This is a genomic window from Solwaraspora sp. WMMA2065, from assembly GCF_030345075.1.
Classification (GTDB): Bacteria; Actinomycetota; Actinomycetes; order Mycobacteriales; family Micromonosporaceae; genus Micromonospora_E.
This window is the reverse complement of the sequence record NZ_CP128361.1, coordinates 2,760,642-2,782,240: the sequence shown is the minus strand read 5'-3', so window position 1 is coordinate 2,782,240 and position 21,599 is coordinate 2,760,642. Positions and strand designations below refer to the sequence as shown.

15 protein-coding genes, 2 tRNA genes and 2 pseudogenes are annotated in these 21,599 nt (G+C 68.1%); 7 read left to right on the top strand and 12 right to left on the bottom strand.

Going from position 1 to position 21,599, the window contains the following annotated elements; all coding sequences use genetic code 11:
• Positions 1-12: 12 nt before the first annotated feature.
• Positions 13-375, bottom strand: a complete 363-nt coding sequence (locus O7610_RS12525) for a hypothetical protein (protein WP_289213341.1) — start codon at positions 373-375, stop codon at positions 13-15.
• Between the two features lie 324 nt (positions 376-699).
• Between O7610_RS12525 and O7610_RS12520 the strand changes: the two genes are divergently transcribed.
• Positions 700-772, top strand: a tRNA-Asn gene (locus O7610_RS12520).
• A gap of 498 nt (positions 773-1,270) precedes the next feature.
• On the opposite strand, the gene O7610_RS12515 is transcribed toward O7610_RS12520, so the two are convergent.
• Positions 1,271-2,176, bottom strand: coding sequence for a bile acid:sodium symporter family protein (locus tag O7610_RS12515; protein ID WP_281555658.1), 906 nt, complete (start codon positions 2,174-2,176; stop codon positions 1,271-1,273).
• Positions 2,177-2,598: 422 nt separating this feature from the next.
• On the opposite strand from O7610_RS12515, the gene O7610_RS12510 reads away from it, so the two are divergent.
• Positions 2,599-2,970 (top strand): QsdR family transcriptional regulator, encoded by a 372-nt coding sequence (locus tag O7610_RS12510; protein WP_281567295.1) that lies wholly within the window; start codon positions 2,599-2,601, stop codon positions 2,968-2,970.
• Here the strand turns inward: O7610_RS12510 and O7610_RS30860 are convergent.
• On the bottom strand, positions 2,864-3,127 hold the full coding sequence (locus tag O7610_RS30860; RefSeq protein WP_502959108.1) for a poly(ethylene terephthalate) hydrolase family protein: 264 nt from the start codon (positions 3,125-3,127) through the stop codon (positions 2,864-2,866). The genes O7610_RS12510 and O7610_RS30860 overlap by 107 nt on opposite strands.
• 63 nt (positions 3,128-3,190) lie before the next feature.
• Positions 3,191-3,603, bottom strand: a pseudogene (locus tag O7610_RS30855) (poly(ethylene terephthalate) hydrolase family protein); the annotation flags it as partial.
• Positions 3,604-3,704: 101 nt separating this feature from the next.
• On the opposite strand from O7610_RS30855, the gene O7610_RS12500 reads away from it, so the two are divergent.
• The gene (locus O7610_RS12500; protein ID WP_281550921.1) at positions 3,705-3,899 is read left to right on the top strand and encodes a CHAT domain-containing protein; all 195 of its coding nucleotides are present in this window, start codon (positions 3,705-3,707) and stop codon (positions 3,897-3,899) included.
• A gap of 149 nt (positions 3,900-4,048) precedes the next feature.
• Here the strand turns inward: O7610_RS12500 and O7610_RS12495 are convergent, their stop codons facing one another.
• On the bottom strand, positions 4,049-4,783 hold the full coding sequence (locus O7610_RS12495) for an NAD(P)-dependent oxidoreductase (RefSeq protein ID WP_281550920.1): 735 nt from the start codon (positions 4,781-4,783) through the stop codon (positions 4,049-4,051).
• A 111-nt stretch (positions 4,784-4,894) separates the two neighbouring features.
• On the opposite strand from O7610_RS12495, the gene O7610_RS12490 reads away from it, so the two are divergent.
• A complete protein-coding gene (locus O7610_RS12490; protein WP_281550919.1) occupies positions 4,895-5,575 on the top strand; it encodes a TetR/AcrR family transcriptional regulator in 681 nt (226 codons plus the stop codon).
• 569 nt (positions 5,576-6,144) lie between these two features.
• On the opposite strand, the gene O7610_RS12485 is transcribed toward O7610_RS12490, so the two are convergent.
• The 3 genes from O7610_RS12485 to O7610_RS12475 form a co-directional block, all read right to left on the bottom strand.
• Positions 6,145-6,221, bottom strand: a tRNA-Ile gene (locus O7610_RS12485).
• Positions 6,212-7,192 carry a zinc ribbon domain-containing protein gene (locus tag O7610_RS12480; protein WP_289213340.1) on the bottom strand — a complete coding sequence of 327 codons (981 nt, stop codon included), beginning with the start codon at positions 7,190-7,192 and terminating at the stop codon, positions 6,212-6,214. The genes O7610_RS12485 and O7610_RS12480 overlap by 10 nt, the downstream gene beginning before the upstream one ends.
• 124 nt (positions 7,193-7,316) lie before the next feature.
• Entirely contained in the window at positions 7,317-8,669 is a 1,353-nt protein-coding gene (locus tag O7610_RS12475) for an ISL3 family transposase (protein WP_281550707.1), read from the bottom strand.
• A gap of 234 nt (positions 8,670-8,903) precedes the next feature.
• Here O7610_RS12475 and O7610_RS12470 point away from each other — a divergent pair.
• Positions 8,904-9,793 (top strand): annotated as a pseudogene (locus O7610_RS12470) (IS3 family transposase).
• A gap of 244 nt (positions 9,794-10,037) precedes the next feature.
• Here the strand turns inward: O7610_RS12470 and O7610_RS12465 are convergent.
• Positions 10,038-10,859 (bottom strand): alpha/beta fold hydrolase, encoded by an 822-nt coding sequence (locus O7610_RS12465; RefSeq protein WP_281550917.1) that lies wholly within the window; start codon positions 10,857-10,859, stop codon positions 10,038-10,040.
• 254 nt (positions 10,860-11,113) lie between these two features.
• Positions 11,114-12,118 carry a 2-hydroxyacid dehydrogenase gene (locus tag O7610_RS12460; RefSeq protein WP_289213339.1) on the bottom strand — a complete coding sequence of 335 codons (1,005 nt, stop codon included), beginning with the start codon at positions 12,116-12,118 and terminating at the stop codon, positions 11,114-11,116.
• Between the two features lie 79 nt (positions 12,119-12,197).
• Here O7610_RS12460 and O7610_RS12455 point away from each other — a divergent pair, with 79 nt between their 5' ends.
• Positions 12,198-13,454, top strand: coding sequence for an FAD-binding protein (locus O7610_RS12455; protein WP_281550915.1), 1,257 nt, complete (start codon positions 12,198-12,200; stop codon positions 13,452-13,454).
• 32 nt (positions 13,455-13,486) lie between these two features.
• On the opposite strand, the gene O7610_RS12450 is transcribed toward O7610_RS12455, so the two are convergent.
• Entirely contained in the window at positions 13,487-15,079 is a 1,593-nt protein-coding gene (locus O7610_RS12450; RefSeq protein WP_289213338.1) for a restriction endonuclease, read from the bottom strand.
• A gap of 274 nt (positions 15,080-15,353) precedes the next feature.
• On the opposite strand from O7610_RS12450, the gene O7610_RS12445 reads away from it, so the two are divergent.
• On the top strand, positions 15,354-17,453 hold the full coding sequence (locus tag O7610_RS12445) for a prolyl oligopeptidase family serine peptidase (protein ID WP_289213337.1): 2,100 nt from the start codon (positions 15,354-15,356) through the stop codon (positions 17,451-17,453).
• Here the strand turns inward: O7610_RS12445 and O7610_RS12440 are convergent.
• On the bottom strand, positions 17,418-21,347 hold the full coding sequence (locus O7610_RS12440; RefSeq protein ID WP_289213336.1) for a patatin-like protein: 3,930 nt from the start codon (positions 21,345-21,347) through the stop codon (positions 17,418-17,420). The genes O7610_RS12445 and O7610_RS12440 overlap by 36 nt on opposite strands.
• Positions 21,348-21,599: the final 252 nt, after the last annotated feature.

The following is a 21,599-nucleotide window of genomic DNA, read 5'->3' as shown; positions in this document are numbered from 1 at the left end:
TGAGTGCCGGCGTCAGTTGGCGCTGCCGCCGGATCCGGTGCCCTTGCCGGGCTTGTTCCCGGCCGTCGTCGCACCAGTGGATCCGGGCGAGGAGGCCGTGCCCATTCCAGCGTCGGCGAGACTGCTGTCGGGGGTGGTGAGGTGATCGTGGCCGTTGAGGCGTTCGCCCAGCCGGGTGTGGCTGAGCCGCTCCCGGCCCTCCGCGTAGATCCGGTTGGCCTGAGCCTGCGCCACCCCGGCGGCCTCCTGCACCGTCGGGTGGTTCATCACCTTGCGTGCGTTGAATACCAACTCGTCGTACTTCTCCCGGCCGGCGCGGGCGCCCAGGACGAAACCCACGGCGACCCCGCCGATGAACCAAAGTTTTCCGCGCATGGCGGCTCCTTCCGTACCTGACCCGGTGTACCCGTCGGCCGTCAGTCCGGTTCGGTGCCGGCTGGCCGATGAGCGACCCGGTCGTGCCTTCGTCATCTGTCCGGTGCTGTCTACCCATCCTGCTCCCTTCTCACGCGTCAGCACAGGCAACTCGGTCTTTTGTCCGTTTCAGTACGCTCCTGATCGGAGGTCGACCGGCCGGTCCGGGGCCGTGGACCCGGTCGGTCCGGGACGGCGAACCCGGTCGCCCATCCGGCGGTGGCGTCCTGTACTCTTGTCCCGTCGCCAGGCGTCCGGAGAGATCCGCTGCCGGCTACACAGCGGTCCCCCGTAGCTCAATTGGCAGAGCAGCCGGCTGTTAACCGGCAGGTTTTTGGTTCGAGTCCAAACGGGGGAGCTTCTACGGATGGCCGTCTCATCGAACAGGCCGATCGGATCGGTGGCCGGGTAGCCACCGACATCACCGCCTCGACCTGCGCTTCTTCACTCCTGTTGTGCTGGTCCGGCGAGCCGATGACACGGTACGGCCGGCGCACCCGTTGCGGCGGAGACCAGCGCTGTGGACGAGTTGCGGCGAGCCGGACTCTCCGCCCGACCTGGAAACGTCGAATCATGTCGTCGCGATGATTCTGCGATCCTTCGCCCGGGGTCAGATCGGGGTGCCGGCCGCCGGAACGGCCGACCTGCCCCGTGCCGTCGCCGGCCTCTTGCCACCCGCCCAGCTGCGGCTGGCGACGCGGCGTTGCATCGCCGTCGGTCCTGACCAGAGGTCGAGGCCGGTTTCGGACCAGACGACAGCCCTGGTTTCGGACCAGAGGTCGGCGCCGGCACCCGGGCTCTCGCTACGGTGCCGGCGCTGACCTTCGGGCCCTGGGGTCACATCGGGGTCAGCGGGTCAGACCCGGCTGGCCGGCGTCGCCCGCTCGGCGGACGCGCTGGCCGCTGGAACCCGCCGGGCGACGATGAAGCCGAAGACAGCGGCGGTGAAGAACATGACGAAGCCGTACGTGACCGAGGGCATCGCCATCTCCGTGTTGCCGAGGAGCGAGGGGGTCATCGCGATGGTGATCGACAGGCTGGCGTTGTGCAGGCCGATCTCGAAGGCGGAGGCGATCGACTCGCGTTCGCCGACCCGGAACAGCCGGGGGCCGAAGTAGCCGATCGTCATGCTGAGCAGGTTGAACAGCACGACGGCGAGGATGATCTCGCCAAGGACGTCGAACACCTCTTCGCCGAGACCGGCGATCACGCTGGCGATCATCATCAGCAGCACGAGGACGGACAGCACCTTGACCGCGCGCTCCAACCGGATCGCGAGGCCGGTGAACCGCCGCCGGACCGCCATGCCGATGGAGATCGGGATCAGCACGAGGGCGAACACCTGAATCACCTTGTCGAACTGGAGCCCGATCGAATTGTCCGACCCCATGAACCCGGCGACGGACAGGTTGACGATCACCGGCAGGGTGAACAGCGCCAGCACCGAGTTGACTGCGGTGAGCGAGATGTTCAGCGCCAGGTCACCTTTGAACAGGTGGCTGTACAGGCTCGCCGTACTGCCGCCCGGTGAGGCGGCGAGCAGCATCATGCCGACCGCCAGTTCGGGGCGTAGGCCGAGGACGAAGACCAGACCGAGGCAGAGCGCCGGCAGCACCAGCATCTGGCTGACCAGGCAGACCACCATGGCCCGCGGGTATCGCAGAACCCGGCGGAAGTCCTCCATTGTCAGGGTGAGCCCAAGTCCGAGCATGATGATCGCCACGGCGATGGGAAATAGGAGAACCACCGTATCGTTGCTCATGGTAAGCCTGCTTTCCGATTGGAATGAAGTGCATGGATCTTTACATTGCCGATCGGTCGGCTGCTTCTTCCTGGTTGCTGGATCCCTGGAGGCCGCCATCCTGACCGGCATGGTTCCTCCGGTCGCCGAGTCGGGTAGATTGCGGTGAGTCACCAATGGTTGGCGAAATATTCGCTGGCCGGGCCGATTCTGGCGGTGTCTTGAACCATTGGCGATCACGGAACGTGCCCAGAGTATGGGTCAATGGCCTATCGGGTCCGCCCGGCCAGCAGCATGCGACACGGCAACGGCAGGACTGCGCAGACGCCGGTCGCCCAGAATCCGGCACCCCGTCGGGTGGTGAGCGAGGAAACGGTCATTCGCGGTGGCGGCCGGTACTTCCTCAACTGGCCGAAGCACGTGGCGCGCGTCAACGCACCGACGTGGACGGCGTGATCGAGGTGACCACGCGCTACGCCGTCGCGGTGCGTCGGTCCGCGCCGTTCCGGCAGTTCCTCGCCGACGAACCCGGGACGGCGGCCCGGGTGCTGTTCGCCGAGCCGGGCAGGGTGCACCGGCGATTCATCCGTGCCCAGGTGGACATCTTCGTCGACGTGCTCGGCCCTGATCTGGCCAACCACGCCGCACCGGAGTCGCTGGCGTACCTCTACATCCGGATCGTCGAGCCCGCCATCTACGCGGAGTTGCTCACCGGCCGGCAGCCGGACCTCGACCTGCGGGGCGGGGCGGCGGGCAGAGAAATTGCTCGTAGCGGGTGTCGTCGTCGACGAAGCGCTTCAGCCAGGCCACGCTGAACGACGAGATGGTAGTGTTCGGAATGTTCGGTGCGAAATGGCTAGCGTTGTTGAGCTCCAGATATGCCTTGTCCAAATCGGATGGAAGGCTTTCGAAGAATGGTTCGGAATGGAATCGTACCGAGGCGATCGTGTCTCGTTCGGTGCCGATCACCATATTGAATACAATGAACCCTTGTGATGCCAGCCGGGGTCCCAACCAGGCCATGCTCGACCGAGACGCGGTGAAGCCGGGGGCGCCGCCACTCCACCGAAGGTGCCTTCGTCGCCACTGGTCGGGAAGTAGATCGTGCCGCCGCCGAACCCGCTGGCATCGCGCGACGACACCGTCACCTGGGACGTCTCGAACGGGCCCCGGGCAGCGGCGAGACTGGACGCTTTCGGTGCCGGACCCCGTTCGAACGGGTTCTTGGCGGCGCTCGCGTTCGGGATCAACGTGAGCCCGGCGACCGCCAGCAATGCGGCCGTCGCCGCAGCGAGCACGCCCCGAACCCGACGCCGGCTGCGGTCCGGCCGAGCCGACCGGTGTGTGGAGCGCCGGGCGGGCGGATACGCGCGATCACGGCTGAGCGAATGTGCGGATTGCCGGGCTGCGGGCGCCGGGTCTTCGGACTCAGAGAACGACGGATGCATCTGTCCTCCCACTGGGATACGGGAGTCACCGCGCGGTCACCGGGGCGCCGTCCGGTTCGCGTCGCCGGACAAAGGGGCGGTCGCGACGACCGTCGGTGACGATGGATACCTGCGCGCGCGATGAGGCAGCCGAACTGCTGGTGGTGATGCCCGACGGCGAGCTCCACCGAGTGCCGTTCGCCGCCCTGCGGTCCGGTCCGGGTGAGTCCCTCGTCGACCGGTGGCCGGTCACCGTGATGCCCTCCGTCACGCTCGTCGCCGAGTTGACCGGCCTACCGGTGCCGCCAACCTCATGATCGCGCTGCCCGGGATACTCCGTACCGGGTGCCGGTGGGGGAGGCGATGCGGCGGGCGATACGGCAATCGCGCGACGACGGATCACCGTTGCGCCACAGGGCGTCGTTCGCGGTGGCCGGTGCCGGCTGGGCCGCGTCGACCGCGTCGGTCACTGCAGCCGACCGGCGTGGGCGAGGGCGGACGGGGTGAGCCGACCGACGATGGCCGGGGCCTCCCGGACGAGGGTGTCGTCGTCCACGGCCTCCACCATGAACCGGGCAAAGTCGATTCGCCGGGTCAGGTTGCTGGCCAACACCGGGTCGCCCACGTGCCGGCTCCACACCGGCAGGCCCTGGCTGTCGCCTTCTTCGAGGTCGCTGCCGCGTACGACGGTCCAGTCGGCACCGCTGGCGAAGACCCGTCGGCAGGCCCGTACCTGGTCGTTGACATCCACCACCCGCAGCAGCTTCGCCAGCCAGCCGAAGACCGCCGTGTAGAGCTTGAACCCTCGGGGGTAGACGTCCTGACCGTCGTTGCTGATGTGCCAACCGCAGGAGAAGATCAGCCGGGCACCGGGCTCGGCATGGTCGAGCACCGCCTGGGCGGTGCCCGAGGCGTAGTTCTGCACACCCCACGGCACCAGCACCGTGAGCACGGCGTCGCAGCCGCGCACCGCCTGGGCGATGACCGTATGGGAGTTGGTTGGCCCGGGGACCACGGTGATCCGTCCGTCGAACTCGGCCAGCTTGGGCATGCTCTTTTCCCGGCACACGGCGACGACCTCGTACCCACGCTCCAACGCGTGCCGCACCATGTATCGCCCGAGTTTCCCGGACGCCCCGACGACGCAGATCCGCCGGCCGGCACCTGGCTGGCCGACCCCGTCGGTGTCGACTGGTTCCATGGTCCTGCTCCCGTCTGTCGCTCCCCGAATCGCGTTCGGCTTACGCTGTAAGGTACAGCCTTGCGGTGTAAGGTTGTCAAGTAGTCCGAGAGGTGACAGCAGGAGGATCACGTGGTCACGGAGCCAGCCGACCCGCCCGCGAACCGGCGTACCGCGCTCAGCAAGGAGTTGGTGCTGCGCGAAGCGGTCGCGCTGGCGGACGAGGCCGGTTCGGGCGTGCCGAGCATGCGCCGGCTCGCGCAGCGGCTCGGCGTCGAGGCGATGTCGCTGTATCACCACTTCCGCAACAAGGACCTGATCCTCGACGGCATGGTCGATCTCGTCTTCGATGAGATCGAGCTACCGGCGGACGGAAACGACTGGTGCACCGCGATGCGGGACCGAGCGGCATCGATGCGGGCGGCGCTGATCCGACACCAGTGGGCGATCGGTCTGATGGACTCCCGGACCAACCCCGGCCCGGCTACCCTTCGTCACCACGACGCAGTGCTCGGCTGCCTGCGCGCCAGCGGATTCTCCGTCGCTGGCGCGGCGCACGCGCTCTCCTTGCTGGACAGCTACGTCTACGGGTTCACTCTGCAGGAACTCAGCCTGCCGTTCACCTCGTCCGCCGAAGTCACGCAGGTGGCGGGCGCGATCCTGGAGCAACTGCCCCGCGACGAGTTGCCGCATCTCGCCGAGATGATTGTCCACCGGGCGCTGGCTCCCGGCTATTCCTATGCGGCCGAGTTCGACGTCGGACTCGACCTGATCCTCGACGGTCTGCAGCGGAGCCGGGAAAACTGGCGGTGACCCGTATGCGGGATCGCCCGGGCCGCCGGAGAGCAGGAACCGCTGGCCGCTGGCACCGGGCGTGGTCATGGCTAGCACGTGGGCGGCGGCGACGTTGCGCACGTCAACGAATGGATGTACAGCTCCGGCTAACCCGGCAAGCTGCCGTCCAGGCTGCGCTGCACGATGTGGTTGGTGCCGGAGATCTCCTAGCCGATCACTGGGCCGAGCACGGCGACCGGACACAGGGTGACCAGTTCCAAGCCGGTGTTTCCTCGGCGGCCGCGAAATCCCAGGCGTCACGTTCGGTGGGGGTCTTGCTCTGGCCGCCGGCAAGCCTCGCCGCCGGGTGCGCCGTCCGCGCAAGGAGATCGTTCCACCGCGTACGGCTCAGTTCTTGCCGATGTTGCCTTTCCTGCCTTCATCGAAGGCCGCTACCTGGATGTCCTTGCCGCTGATTCGCTGGCAACCTTCCTGTCACCGTGCCTGGTCGCTCGCGGTCCGGCCCCGCGCAGACGCGGTGGTGCTCCTGCTGCGTCCCCGTCCCTGGCAACACCGAGAATTGGATCTGGTTCGCGAAACGCTGCACCTGGTGGGGCGGGCGGGGCTCGAACCCGCGACCGAGGGATTATGAGTCCCCTGCTCTGACCGGCTGAGCTACCGCCCCGGCGATGGAATCTTATCCGGTCGGTGTGCGCGGTGACGGACCAGTGGCAACAAGGCGAATTTTCCCACTTCACCATGAAATGTGATGGTCAAGCGCTGGGTAGCCAACTGGCGCCTATGGGTGATGCTTGTTGCATCGACCGTCAGGCCGTACGGTGGGGAGGTTCCCTGGACCAGGACCGGAACAGAACGAGGATCACCCTGCTCCGCGTTGCTTTCGTGCTGCTGGCGGGGGTGTCGGCGATCCTGGGATTCGTCGGTTGCGCCGAGCTGCTCGTGGGCGAGCCCGGCGGCACGACCGCGCCGGTCGATGTTCTCTACTACACGTTGCAGCTCTTCGTCCTCGACGCTGACCAGCTCGCGGACCGGGCCGACCTGCCATGGCAGTTGCAGGTCGCCCGGTTCACCGCGCCGGCGGCAACCGTGTTCGCTCTCGTCGAGACCGCCCGGGTACTGCTGACCGGTTTGGTCGACAGCAGGCGGTCGCCCACCACCGTCGGCAGCACAGGGGTGGACAGCCAGTTCACCGTTGACATCCTCTCCGCCCTGAAGCTGAAGGACGGATATTCCCTCCACGCTGCGCGTGGAACACGCGGCGCCCGGGTGGGTTACCGCTTCACTGCGCGCCGCCGGGACGAGTCCCGGTCTTACGTGCGCTCGACGGTCGTTGAAGTCCGCCTGTCCGGCGGCCTTGATGTTGATGGCGGCGTTGATGTCCCGGTCGTGGTGACGGCCGCACGGGCAGTCCCACTCCCGGACGTTCAACGCGATCTTCTCGTTGATCCGGCCGCAGTCGCAGCACATCCGGGTGGACGGGAGCCACCGGTCCACCCGGGCGAACGCGCGCCTCGTGGCGCACCCGCTCCGCCGTGTCTCCAGCATGCCGGTGAAGGCGGCCCAGCCCGCATCCTGCACGGACTTCGCCAGCCGAGTCCGGCCGAGACCAACAACGCACAGGTCCTCGACGTACACCGCTTGGATGCCCCTATGTTTGTCAAGGGCTCATACTGCTGGAACGGGTCTGAGCAGGTTGTAGATCTGAGGTGCCCCGAGGATTCCGGACAGGGAGCCAATAAGGTTACCCGGGTCTTCGCATTTAGCCGGGGTGGTGTTGTGGTCCGGTTACCCAGAGTCGATTGCGGCTGATTGCGTTGGGTGATCGTTTGCGGGGTCGTCGGGTCGCTGTTCGGGCGCGGCGGCGTTGGTTGTCGGGGTTGCGGTAGCCGAACGCGGCGCGGGCGTCGAGTTTCTGGATCCGGTTGATGCCTTCGCTGCCGGCGTTGGACGCGCCGGTGAGGACGGCGTTGACGATCTCGTCGCGCCACATGTCGAGGGTACGGGCGAACGCGGCGATCTCGTCGACGTGGGCGTGGTCGGCGCACCAGGTCAACAGGCTGGCCCAGCGGTCGCGCACGAGGCTGGGCGCGGGAGTGGTGTGGCTGCGGGTTATCCGTAGGGCGAGCAGGTCGCGGAGGTGTTCCTTCGTGATCCAGGCCAGGTGCAGATCGGTCAGCGTCGGGTCGTCGGCCATGGTGTTCCACAGCTTCGCGAGTTGTGTCGGGGACAGGTCCTCCCGGTTGCGGGTCAGGAGTCGTTTGATGCCGTACTCGGGGTCGGTCTTACGGCCCCGACGGCCGTACTTGTTCCTGACGATGCGCCACCGGACGGTGGTGAGCATCCTGTTGGCGAGTTGGACCAGGTGGAACGGGTCCACGCACAGCAGGGCGTGGGGCAGTGTCTTGCGGACGGCGGCGCGGAACGCGGGGCACATGTCGATCGACACCGTGCGGATTCCGGCCAGCCAGGCCGGGTCCCGCTGTTCGAGCCAGGCGGTGACGTCGGCGGTGCGGCGGCCTTCGACCTGGCCGAGTAGTCCCTGTGGTCCGGACAGGTCGGTGAAGCCGGTGTGCCACCGGTCGGCGATCTGCCGTGTCCGGCCGGTGTCCGGGTCGGCGGCCAGCCGGGGACGGCCCCGGCGGACCTCGTCGATCCCGAGGTCGGTGACCGGTTCCGGTTCGCCGGCCAGTACCGGATCGACGGTGGCGGTGAACGCGTCGTGCGCGGTGTGCCAGGACACCCCGTGACTGGCGGCGACCTCGGCGACGGTGCGCCCGGAGTCACTGATCGACCGTGCGCAGGACTGCCGCAGTCGGGGCGTCACCCGCGAACGCGTCGGCAGATCCGTCACGGACTCGGTGAAACTTCTTCGTGGACAGTCTTCGTTCAGGCATGACCAGCGCTGTTTCCACCACACCACCCGGACCCGGCGGCCACCGTAGGGCACATCGCATATCCGGCCGGTGACGCGTTCCTTGATCCGCTTCGCCGGTGTCGCGCAGCCGGGACACACCACGGTCACCGCCGTCTGGACATACACCGTCACGCTGTCGTCGGGTTCGGTGTCGACCTCGACGACCCGCACACCCGTCAACCCGAACAGGGCGTCCACGGCAGTATCCTGAACCACGTACCCGCGACCTTCCACTCATCATGATTCCCTAGACAAGAACCATGATCTTGGATGTCGCGGGTACGCCTGCGTTACGACACGCCCGACCCGGCCAGACCGAGCCTCACTGTCTGCAACCAGTTGCCGTCACGCAACGCGGTCAAGCGACCACCTCACCCCGATCAAATGCGTAGACCCGGTTACCCTGCAAGGAAAGTCGAGGGAAGAAGCGCGATGGCACGCATAAGCTCATACACCCCAGAGTTCCGTGAAGAAGCAGTGCAACTCGTTCTACAGTCGAACAAGCCAGTGTCGCAGGTTGCCCGGGAGATCGACGTTCACCCGGAGACGCTGCGTTCCTGGGTCCGCCAGTACCGGCGGGAAAACAGCGGCGCCCAGGACAGCCCACCGATCGGCGTCGACGAGCGCGCTCGACTGAAGGAACTCGAACGTCGCAACCGGGAACTCGAGATGGAGAACAGCTTCCTGAAAAACTCGTCCGCCAGCTGATGCGCGAGCTCGGGCTCGTGCCGTGCCAGCCCCACCCGAGGCGGTGGGGTCTCACCCAGTCGTCGTCCGGCACGGTGCCTGACCTCGTCGGCCGGGAGTTCACCGCCGACGCGCCTGGCGAGAAGCTCGTCGGCGACATCACGTACATCCCGACCGGCGAGGGGAGGCTGTATCTGGCGACCGTCATCGACTGCTGCACGAAGGAGGTCATCGGATACGCGATGGACGACCACTATCAGACGCCGTTGATGTCCCGCGCCATCCGTAACGCCGCCCGGAATCGCGAACTCAGGAAGAACGCCATCTTTCATTCGGACCGGGGCAGCAACTACATGTCGGACGACTACGGCAGAACGCTTCGGGATCTGAGGTTGCGGCGATCTGCTGGCCGGACCGGAATTTGTTTCGACAATGCGATGGCGGAATCGTTTTTCGGTGCACTGGAGAACGAACGCGTGTCGCGTGTGAAGTATCCCACTCGTGAGGCGGCACGCCGGGACGCTACTGCCTACATCGAATTCTGGTACAATCGTCAGCGTCTGCATTCAGCGGTGGGCTACCAACCTCCCCGGGAAGTCCACGCAGAGTTCGAGAACCTTCAAATCGCGGCGTGAAAGAACCGGCCGAACCACTGTCCGGAAAACGCGAGGCCCCTCACACCGAGAGTGCCCTTCCAAGCCGGTCTGATCAGGTCTTCGACAAACCCGATCATCCCAGCTCAGAGGGCACTCTCGTCATATCTCCACGCCGTTACCGGTCGCAGCGGACCGACCAATCCACGGATCGAGGTTTAGGGCGGCGAGGATGTCAATGCAACGACCTCACCCGCAGGCCGACGAACGTGGCCGGTACCCGGGCTCAGCTCTTCAAGAACGTGAGCAGATCCTGGTTGACCTGGTCCTGGTGGGTCGCGGTGATGCCGTGCGGGGCGCCCGGATAGTAGACCTCTTGTGCGCCGGACACCAGTTGTGCGGTCTTCATCGAAGCGTTCTTGATCGGCACGATCTGGTCGTCGTCGCCCTGCATCACCAGTGTGGGGACGTCGAAGGCGGCGAGGTCGTCGCGGAAGTCGGTCTCCGAGAACGCCGACACGCTCTGGTACGCGTTCCACAGCCCGGCCTGCATGCTCCACGACCAGAACTGGTGCAGGATGCCGTCGGACACCTCTGCACCTGGCCGGTTCACGCCGTAGAACTTGATCGCCAGGTCCTGGTAGAACTGCGCCCGGTCGTGGGCAAGGCTGGCCCGCATCTCGTCGAACACGGCCAGCGGCAGCCCGTCCGGGTTGTCCGGCGTCTGCACCATGATCGGCGGTACGGCGGAGATGAGCACCGCCTTCGCCACCCGACCGGTGCCGTACCGGCCGATGTACCGGGCGACCTCACCGCCACCAGTGGAGTGCCCGATCAGCGTGGCGTGGGTCAGGTCGAGCGCCTCGATCACCGCGGCGAGGTCATCGGCGTAGCCGTTCATGTCGTTGCCCTCGGGCGACTGGCTGGACCGACCGTGCCCACGCCGGTCGTGCGCGATGACCCGGAAGCCCTGCTGGGCGAGGAAGAGCAGTTGGCCGTCCCATGCGTCGGCGTTGAGCGGCCAGCCGTGCGAGAAGACGACGGCGGGGCCGGAACCCCAGTCCTTGTAGTAGAGCTGGGTGCCGTCCTGCGTGGTGAGGTACCCCATGGCGTCACTCCTGACTCTCGGTGCGCTCCTGCTTCTGCCGTTGGTCGGCTGGGCTGCGCTGCCGGGCCGGCCCGGGCGTTGAGCATCCGTCAAGGTGAAGAGTCTCCGCAGACGCGGAAAGATAACCGGCGTGAACCGGCGAAAACGGGGAACCGGCCGGCGTCGCGACGGTGCCTGCGTGGCTGGGTGTTCCGGCGCTGACGGGCCTCGTACCGGGCCCCGTCGCGTCGGACGCCGTGCACGTGGGTCGTCGGTCAGCGCACCAGGGCGTCGGGCTGGATGTCCGTCGGCGTGCCCTCCCGCTCGTACGCGGTCAGGCTGCCGACGGTGGTGGTGGCGATGTTGTGCAACGCCTCCTCGGTGAAGAACGCCTGATGGCCGGTGATCAGCACGTTGGGGAAGGTGACCAGCCGGGAGAACAGGTCGTCGCGCAGCATCTGGTCGGACAGGTCCTCGAAGAACAGACTGGCCTCCTCCTCGTACACGTCGAGGCCCAGATGGGCGATCTTGCCGCTCTTCAGACCACGGATCACGGCGGCGGTGTCGACCAGCGCGCCCCGGCTGGTGTTGATCAGCATCACACCGTCGCGCATCTGCGCGATCCGTTCCTCGTCGATCAGGTGGTGGGTGTCGGGGGTGAGCGGACAGTGCAGGGTGACGATGTCCGACTCGGCGAGCAGCGTCGGCAGCGCGACGTAACTCGCGCCAGCGGCGACGGCCTCGTCCGACGGGTACGGGTCGGCGGCGAGCACCCGGCAGCCGAACCCGGCCATGATCCGAATGAACCGGACACCGATCTTGCCGGTGCCGACGACGCCGACGGTCCGACCGTGCAGGTCGAAGCCGAGCAGCCCGTTGAGGGCGAAGTTGTGCTCCCGGACCCGGTTGTAGGCCCGATGGATCTTGCGGTTGAGCGCCAGGATCAGCCCGGCACAGTGCTCCGCGACCGCGTACGGCGAGTAGCCCGGCACCCGGGTGACGGTCAGCCCGAGCCGGCGCGCGGTGGCCAGATCGACATGGTTGAACCCGGCCGAGCGCAGCGCGACCAGCCGGACCCCGCCGCTAGCCAGCATCTCCAGCACCGGTGCGCTGAGGTCGTCGTTGACGAACGCGCAGACCGCGTCGCAACCGTCGGCCAACGGCGCGGTGTCCGCCGACAACCTCGGCTCCAGAAACACCAGGTCGTGACCGGCCTCGGCGTTCGCGGCGGCCAGGAACCGCTTGTCGTACGGCTTGGTGCTGAACACCGCTACCCGCATGGGGACCTCCTCCGGCGTGGCCGTAGCTTGAGCCGGTCCAGGGTACGGTGAGGCGGGTCGGCGAGAGGAGATCGGGCTGATGACCGCTGCGGTCACCAACTGGGCGCGTAACGTCACCTTCGCCGCGCGTCACGTGCACCGCCCGACCACCGTCGACGAACTGCGACAGATCGTGGGCAGATCGGCCCGGCTGCGGGTGCTCGGCACCGGGCATTCGTTCAACCGGATTGCCGACACCGACGGAGACCTCGTCTCGCTCGCCGGCCTGCCCGCCGAGGTGACGGTCGACTCCGAGGCGTCGACGGTCACCGCCGGCGGCGGCGTCCGCTACGGCGAGCTGGCCGAACACCTGCACGCCCACGGGTACGCGCTGCACAACCTGGCCTCGCTGCCGCACATCTCGGTCGCCGGTGCCTGCGCGACCGCCACCCACGGCTCCGGGCAGGGCAACGGCAACCTCGCCACCGCCGTACGCGCGATGGAGCTGGTGACCGCCAACGGAGACCTGGTCCGGCTGGACCAGTCCCATCCCGACTTCACCGGCGCGGTGGTCGGGCTCGGCGGGCTGGGTGTGGTCACCAGCGTCACCCTGGCGATCGAGTCGACCTTCGACGTGGCCCAGTACGTCTATCACGGGCTGTCCCGCGACGCGCTCACCGCCGGATGGGAGCAGCTCCAGGACAGCGGCTACAGCGTCAGCATGTTCACCGACTGGACCGGGACCGGTATCGACCAGGTGTGGGTGAAACGGCGCACCAACCACGACCATCCGCCGGTCGACGCCGCCAGGTTGGGGCTCGCCGCCGCCGACGGCCCTCGCCATCCGGTACCCGGGATGCCGGTGGAGAACTGCACCAGCCAGCTGGGGGTAGCCGGTCCGTGGCACACCAGGCTGCCGCACTTCCGGCTCGACTTTACCCCGAGCAGTGGTGCCGAACTACAGTCGGAATACCTGATAGCGGCCGGCGACGTGGTCGACGCCCTCGACGCGGTGGCCCAGATCCGCGACCGGGTCGCGCCCGTGCTGCAGGTTTGCGAGATCCGTACCGTCGCCGCCGACGAACTGTGGCTGAGCATGAACCATTCGCGGGACAGCGTCGCGATCCACTTCACCTGGGTCGCGGATGCGACGGCGGTGATGCCGGTGATCACCGCGGTCGAGCAGGCACTGGTGCCGTACGCCCCCCGACCGCACTGGGGCAAGCTGTTCGGCATCGGCCGGGACGAACTCGTCGGCAGGTACTCGCGGTGGAACGACTTCGCCGACCTGCTGGTCCACTACGACCCGGCCGGCGTGTTCCACAACGACTTCCTGGACCGCTACTTTCCCCGCTGACCCCGGACGGTGCCCCGCTGATCCGCGACGGCTCAGGCCCGGCGGTCGATGCGGGCCTTCACCCCACCGTCCTCGGCGAGCATGTGCAGCAGCGCCGAGCCGTCGATCAGCTCCAGCGGCTTGCCGGAAGCGAAGTCGAAGGCCGCCGAGGTGTAGCCGGCGGTGGTCACCAGGATGCCGTTCGAGGCGTTCTCCGCCTGGACGACGCCGAACAGATCACGGACCGCCGACACGTCCACGGTGCCGCCGCCGCGCCGGGCCAGCACGACGACCGTGCCGCCGAACAACGGGCGGGGATCGTGCGCCATGCACTCCACCGTACCGTCGGCTGTCGTGCGCACCTGGCGCATCTGCAGCCCGAGCTTGGTGAACAGGTCGGCGATCAACTGCTCGAACTGGTCGGCCGGCATGGTCAGCAGGTCCGGTCGCTGGTCCAGGTCGGCGAGGACGTCGATCTCGTCGGCGAACCGCTTGTCGACCTTGTCGAAATCGACCACGGCGGGCACCGGTGCCAGATCCACCGGATGGGCGGAGATCCGCGCTTCGAGTCGGCGCAGGCAGGCGGCCGGGTCGACGTTGGCCAGGTTGATCGCGACGAACTCGTCCCGGTTGGTACGCAGACTGACCAGGCAGGGCCGGGCCGGTCGACCGGTGGCCGGGTCGATCCGTTCGACGATGCCGTTGAGGCAGACGGTCTCCAGCAGTCGGGTGCGGTCAGCCTCGTACAGCTCGTGCACCGTACGCAGGGTGATCTGAGTGATGAGGTCGGCGTACCGTTCGGCGATCTCGGTCGCTGGCCGGCCGACCGCCGTCACCTCGTCGTTGGCCGGCTGGTACCGGTACTCCCGGATCCGGGGGACGACCTCCACCGCCGGCAGGTGGTACTCGACCACCAGCTGACGGGACTCGGGCAGGTAGGCGAGCCGGTAGCGCTGCGGAAAGTCGTCCGGGTAGACGGAGTTTCCGAGCACCAGCCCGAAGTACTCGACGACGGCTTTCGGATCGGCGGCGGCGAAGACGGCGGAGAACCGGTCGATCGCGGCGTTGTGCGCGGCGACCTTGGCGGCCAGCTTCTCGCACTGCTGACGGTACTTCTCCTCGGCTGCGGCCAGCCGGCGGTGCCGCTGAGCCTCCGCCGCCTCGTGTTTCGCGGTGGCCTGCTCGAACATCTCTCGCGCCTCGGCGACCTGCTGCTGATGGCGGACCTCACCGCCGAACATCCGGCCCAGGCCGGCCGGCTCCGGTGGGGCGAAGTCGGACCACTGCGGTGCGGCCAGCGGTACGGCGAGGTTACCCGGATCGAACGGCGGCGGGGTGCTGCTGCGCTTGAGCCGATCGAGGTCGATGTGGTCGTCGACGGCCAGGGTGTCGGCGAGCAGCTCCTCCAGCTCGGCCACCCGCGAGCGCAGGTTCGCGTTGGCGGCCGCGATCTTCGCCGCCCGGGCCTCGATGTAGAGACGCTTGCGTTGGCGTTCGTCCTCGGCGGCCGCCTGCTCGGCGGCCTGCCGGGCGTTCTCCGCCTCCCAGACCATCTGCTGATGCTGACGGTGCGCGAAGGCTTGGGCCCGGTGCTGGGCGTGCACCTGCTGGGCGTGTGCCCGCTGCGCCTCCTGCATGCTGCTCATCTGTCAGCCCCGATCGTCGCCGGTCCACTCCCGCCCCGACCGTCCGCGCCACCCGGCCCGGACGGATCATTGGTCGCACGTCTGCACGTTGGACGTGCGTCAATCTTGTCCGACCGTCACGGTAGCGTCCAGTGTCCAGCTTCCGGCGGCGACGTTCGCAGCCGGCCTTGGGGCGGCACCCTCTGCTGGGCGGTGCGGTACGACGAGCCTGCCTATCCTGGTGCGTACCCTCGCGGAGCGGGCCGGGGGGCGGGGGGCGGGGAGGGATTGACGGATGGCGAAGGACGGCCGGGTGTCGCACGGCGGCGATCCGTACCTCTGGTTGGAGGAGGTGCTCGGTGCCGCCGCCCTCGACTGGGTCCGCGACCGCAACGCGGAGACCACCGCCGGCTGGACCGCCGAGCCGGGGTTCACCCAGCTGCGGGACCGGATCAAGCAGGTGCTCGATTCCGCCGACAAGATTCCCGACCCGACCTGGCGCGGGGATCACCTCTACAACTTCTGGCAGGACGCCGGACATCCCCGCGGGGTGTGGCGGCGGGCCACCCTCGACGAGTTCCGTCGGCCGCAGCCGAGCTGGGAGATCCTGCTCGACCTCGACGCACTCGCCCGGGTCGAAGGGGAGAACTGGGTCTGGAAGGGTGCCCACGTGCTGCGGCCCGGGTACGACCGGTGCCTGGTCGTGCTGTCCCGGGGCGGATCGGACGCCGCGGTGGTCCGCGAGTTCGACCTGACCACCCGAGACTTCGTGACCGATGGTTTCATCGTCGAGGAGGCGAAGAGCACCGTCTGCTGGATCGACCGCGACCACATCTACGTGGGCACCGACTTCGGGCCCGGCACCGTCACCAACTCCGGCTACCCGCGGACCATCCGGCGCTGGCAGCGCGGCACCGCGCTGGCCGACGCCCCGCTGGCGTTCGCCGGCGAGGTCGACGACGTCACCGTCTCCGTGGTGCACGACCCGACCGCCGGCTATGAGCGCGACCTGGCGGTACGGCGCACCGAGTTCTTCCGCAACCGGACCTACCTGCTGCGGCCCGACGGCGGTTGGGGCCTGGTCGACGTGCCCTCGGACGCCGAGATCGACCTGCACCGGCAGTGGCTGCTGATCGAGCTGCGCAGCGACTGGCAGACCGGTGACATCACCTACCCTGCCGGCGCGGTGCTGGTCACCCCGGTCGACGAGTTCCTGGCCGGCAAACGGGAGCTGACCACGGTCTTCGAGCCGACCGAGCGCTCCGCCTACAGCTACCACGCATGGACCCGCAACCATCTGCTGCTGGTCACCCTCACCGACGTCCGTAGCGAGATCACTATCCTGACTCCCGGCGACGACGGCTGGCGGCGGCGCACGCTGCCCGACGCCGGCGGATTCGACCACACCGACGTGGCCGACACCGAGCCGGACCGGGGCGACGAGTTTCTGCTGCACACCGCCGGGTTCATCCGGCCACCGACGCTGCTGCACGGCACCGTCGACGGCCCGACGCGACCGGTCAAGACCGGTCCGGCCTTCTTCGACGCCGACCAGATGACCGTCCGGCAGTTCTTCGCCGGCTCCGCCGACGGCACCGAGGTGCCGTACTTCCTGGTCACACCGGGTGATGCCAGCCCGCCCGGACCGGCGGCCGGGCTCACCCTGATGACCGGGTACGGCGGTTTCGAGGTCGCCTGGACCCCGACCTACAACGGCGTCGTCGGCGCCGGCTGGCTGGCCCGGGGCGGCAGCTTCGTGGTCGCCAACATCCGGGGCGGCGGCGAGTACGGACCGCGCTGGCACACTGCCGCACTACGGGAGAACCGGCTCCGCGCGTACGAGGACTTCGCCGCCGTCGCCACCGACCTGGTCGCCCGTGGCCTGACCAGACCGGACCGGCTCGGCGTCTACGGCGGCAGCAACGGCGGGCTGCTGATGGGCGTGATGCTGACCCGCTGCCCGGAACTGTTCGGCGCGGTCGTCGGGCAGGTGCCGCTGCTGGACATGCGCCGCTACCACAAGCTGCTCGCCGGAGCCTCCTGGATGGCCGAGTATGGCGACCCCGACGATCCGGCGGACTGGGCGTTTCTGCGGGAGTACTCGCCGTACCAGAACATCCGACGGGGTACGGCGTACCCGCCGTCGCTCTTTCTTACCTCGACCCGCGACGACCGGGTGCATCCCGGTCATGCCCGCAAGATGGTCGCCCGGCTGCGCGAGTACGGCCACGACGTCACCTATCACGAGAACGTCGAGGGTGGGCATTCCGCAGCAGCGGACAACGCACAGCAGGCGTTCAAGTGGGCACTGCTGCTGGAGTTCGTCCGGCGGACCCTGACCGGTGAGCGTCGCGCGGCGTCAGACCCGGTCGGGGGACTGCTCGGTAACAGGTAGGAAGACGGTGACCACCGCCATGCAGGACGCCCAGACGACGAGCAGCACGGTCAGCTGACCGCTGGCTATCCGGCCGGGATACAGCAGGTGCGCGGTGGTTTCGACCACCATGCCGGTGCCGATGATCGCGGTGAGAGCCGGCCACGGTCTCGTCCAGCCCCAGAGCAGGACCGCGCTCAGCGCTACGGCGAGCAGTCCGATCCCGATCGCGGGGAAGTGCGCTTCGGGAACGCCCTGCACGGTGACCTCGGCGCGGGGTGGCACCAGCCGCAGCGGCTCGAGCGTGAGTCCTTCCAGCAGCCGGCGGGGTTGTTTCCAGACGACCAGCGGCAGGAGCAGGAGCAGCGTGGCGCAGACGAAGACGGCCCGCTGGACGGGGACGTGACGACGGTGGTTCGCCGCGCTCCACGCCGCGTCGTACGGCTGCTTGTGCCGTCGCAGGCGGGGTAGCGGGATCCGGGCCGGGTCGTGCCGATGGGCGAGCCACCACAGGGTGGCGGCGGTGACGGTGCCGACGATCGTCAGCGTTTCCGGGCGGTTGCCGAGCAGGCTGCCGCTCGGCAGCAACCAGAGCAACCCGACCCCGCCGGCGGTGAAGACGGCCGCCAGTACCAGGCCCAGGGCCCGCCAACGTCGGGCGGTGCACCACATCTGATGGCCGATCCGGTGCCACTCCTCGCTCCACGATTCGGTCTCGCGGTCGAGCCGCGCCCAGTCTCGGGTGCTTCGGATCCAGCCGACGACGATAGCGGCAGCCGCGAGCAGCGCGGCGACGCCAGCGGCCCAGCCGGGCCGGTTCTCGTCGGCGCGGGACGCGTCGGCGATCGACGCGTAGCCGAGCAGGACCAGCAGGGTGGTGGCGGCGGCGCGGGCCGGGTCAGCAGCCAGTGGTAGCAACACGATCAGCGGCCGGATCAGCAGCAGCAGGGCGCGCCCGACCCTCGTCGGCCAGCCCTTACCGGCCGGCCAGAGGGCCCGGTAGGTGAGGTGGACCGCCCGGCTGGACAGACCGTAGCGGTAGGCGACCGGAAGGTCGCGGACGCCTTCGTTGCCGCGGGACACCCGGTTGGTGAGTTGCTCCCAGTGGTCCATCGCCGCTGGCTGCCGGGGTTGGTCGGGGTCGTCGGACCGGCCCGTCTCCCTGGCCTCCTGGTCCTCCTCCAACAGGATCTGGTACTGCAGCCAGCTCTTCAGCGCACGCTTGAGACACTCCCGCTGGTCGGGCTGCAGGCGGCTCATCCTGGTGGGCACGGGCGGCAGGTCACCGTTGCTGCCGGTGAGAATCCGCCGCCACTCCCGCCCCGACACGCCGGGGACGGGCTCCTGGACCCATCGCTGCCAGACGCGGTTGAGCTCGTTGTCGTCGCAGCAGCCGCAGAGCTTGTCGATGATCATGTCGGTGATGCCGGCGGCGGCGTCCAGCCGGCCCCAGGCCCAGTCGTTGGCCCGCCACGACCGGCGGAGGAAGGCTCCGAAGTTGTGCAGTGTGGTACCGGCCAGCTTGGCACGGGAGTTGATCACCGGATCGGCTGGGTCGAGTCGGCCGGTGCGCAGCCGCTCGGTCAGGCGCTTGCGGCGTTCGCTGCAGTCGATGTTGCGGAACTTCTGCTGCAGTGGGCTCTCCTGGTTACCGGTGATCTTGTGGTAATGGACGACGGGTTGCACTCCCGGCACGCCGCCGGCAACCGCGAAGATGGTGTGCAGCTTCTTGATGCTCAATTTGCGTAGCGATGAATCGTGGACGTCCTTGAATGCCGAGTCGCACCAGGCCCGCCGGTCCTTCGGGCACAGTTCGTCGTCGCTGCGCAGTTTCCGCCTGGCGATCGGTTGGCCGATCTCCAGCAACTCTCCTTTCAGGTCCTCGGCCAGCGTCCAGATTTCTTCCAGCGCGGTCGTCCCGGGGCTTGACATGTCGACTTCCCGGGCCATGTACTTCGCCGGGTACTGTTCGAACAGCATGCGGTTGAACTGTTGGCTGTCGCATTGCCCGTCAACTATCGCCCGGCGGAGTTTGTCGGGGAGACCCGGCAGGCTTTTTTGCAGGGCGCGCGCCCGCCGGGTGGCGGCCAGCAGATCCGGGTTCTCCAGCGCGCCGCCCGGTCCCTGGAAGTCCCGGAGCAGTTCCGCGCCGGCCAGGTCACGGATGTGGTCGGCCAGCTCCAGCAGCCGGTAGACTTTGTGCTTGACCTCGCGTAGGCATTTGACGGCCTCGTCGCCCGCTGCCCGGTCGTCGCGGTAATCGGAATTGCGATTCTTCTCCTCGAGTGCACGGATCCAGGAGATCAGCATGGTAGTCGCGCTGTAGGCCGCCTCAATGTCCTGAAATTCCTCCTCGTCTACTGTCCCCTGGTGGTAGATGTCGTCGAGTTGTGCCTGGATGTTCAGCGCCTCGTACTCGCCGAGAACCTGATACGGTCCGGACAGTGCGGGTCGGCCGATGGAGTACTCCGCCGGCTTCGTGAGAATCTCGGCGATCTTTTGAGCGTCGACGGAGTGTCGATAGTCGCGGTAATGATCCGGCAGCGGTGGCGGTGGATCGCCGTCACGTTTGACGACGCGGTCGCTGATCATGGTCCGGCGGCAGGTCCGGCACTCACAGGCCGGCGGTCGCCAGCTGCCCAGCGGCCGGCGACGCGCTCTGGTGAGCGTGATCTGCTGGGTGATGAGGTGCTGCCGGATCTGGGCGGCGAGGCCGATGTCGTTGGTGCTTCGGACGTGCCCGAGTTCGCCCTCCTCGGTCTCGGTGCGTTGCTTCAACGCGATCGCCCGCAGCAGCACCCGGAGCCAGTGCAGGGCGCCCTTGCTGTCCGGCTGAGTCGGGGAGCTACGAGCCGACGGCGACGGATCCGGATCCAGGTATATCAACCGTCGATCGGTGGGGGAGACGGCTGCGGTCCGGCAGATCGCCAGCAGCGCCCGTCGGATCGGGATGTTGTCGAAGATTCCCCCATCGACCACGTAGTACGGTTCGGACCCGATGTGCAGGCTGGTTCCCCGCGGCCGTAGTCCGGAGAAGACCATCGACATCTCCGGCACCGAGGTCCGGTCCGTGCCGCTGCCGTACTCCAGCTTGTTGTGGTGACCGGCGACGGCATGGATCGACGCGGGTTCGAACGCCCCGGGAAACGACGAGGTGGCGCGGGCGGCAAGGGCGAGCCGGTCCAGCCGGTACTTGACCGGGTGCGGCGGATCGTCGCACGGATGATCGGTGGCGTCCGGTCGGTCGGCGGGTCCGGGAAAGTCGGTGATCCCGGTGTCGAGCGGAGCGTCGCGGCGGGTGAAGTGGAACTGGGCCTGCCCCTCGGCCAGGCTGCGTTCCTGGTTCTGATCCTGGGCCAGCAGGGTGGCGGACAGGTCGACGGTCATGTCGTCGGTGGCGAGCCCGCAGTGGCCCTGGTCGCGCAGCCGGTAGAGCGCCCGGCAGATGCGGTGGTAGAGATACCTGTCGCCGGCCAGCAGCGACGGCACCCGACCGACCGGGCGAGGCTGCCGCATCATCCGCCACAGATCGGCGTCGTCGAGCCAGAGGTTGCGGACCGCGTCGACGGTCGAGCCGACGCACTGAGCCACGCCGTACACGACGGCGTTGAGACCGCCGGCACTGGCGCCGGCGAGTACGTCGATCTTGACCTCGTCGTAGCGGGCGAGCCGGAGCATGCTGGCATAGATCTCGGCCCGCTGCTGCTGGGCGGGACGTTCCGGGGACTTCCCCCGCTGCAGGGTCGCGGTGCCCCGCGGGTCGGGTGTGGTCCGACGCAGCACGTCCAGCTCCGCGACGGCCCCACCGATCCAGACCGCCAGGCTGACGCCGCCGCGCATGGCGAGGGCGATCCGCAGCTCACGGCGGTTGGGTAGGGCGTTCTCCTCCGGTGTGGGACGTCGATCCTCCGGCATGGTCACCTCCGCGCGGCAGCACCGGGAGGCATCCGCATGGTCGCACGGGTCGCCGACGCGCCGGGGCGATCCCAGCCGACCTCACCCTGTGACAGCTGGCGTCCGGGCGTGCCATCACCCGGAAATAGGGCAGGACCGGTATCCCCAGAAGCATTGAAGTATCGTCGTTTGTCGATAGTATTCGCATCGGGTACCCAGCAGCGCCTGTCCGACAAGGCCGAACAACCTGTTCTGTCGCCGCGCCGCCCATCG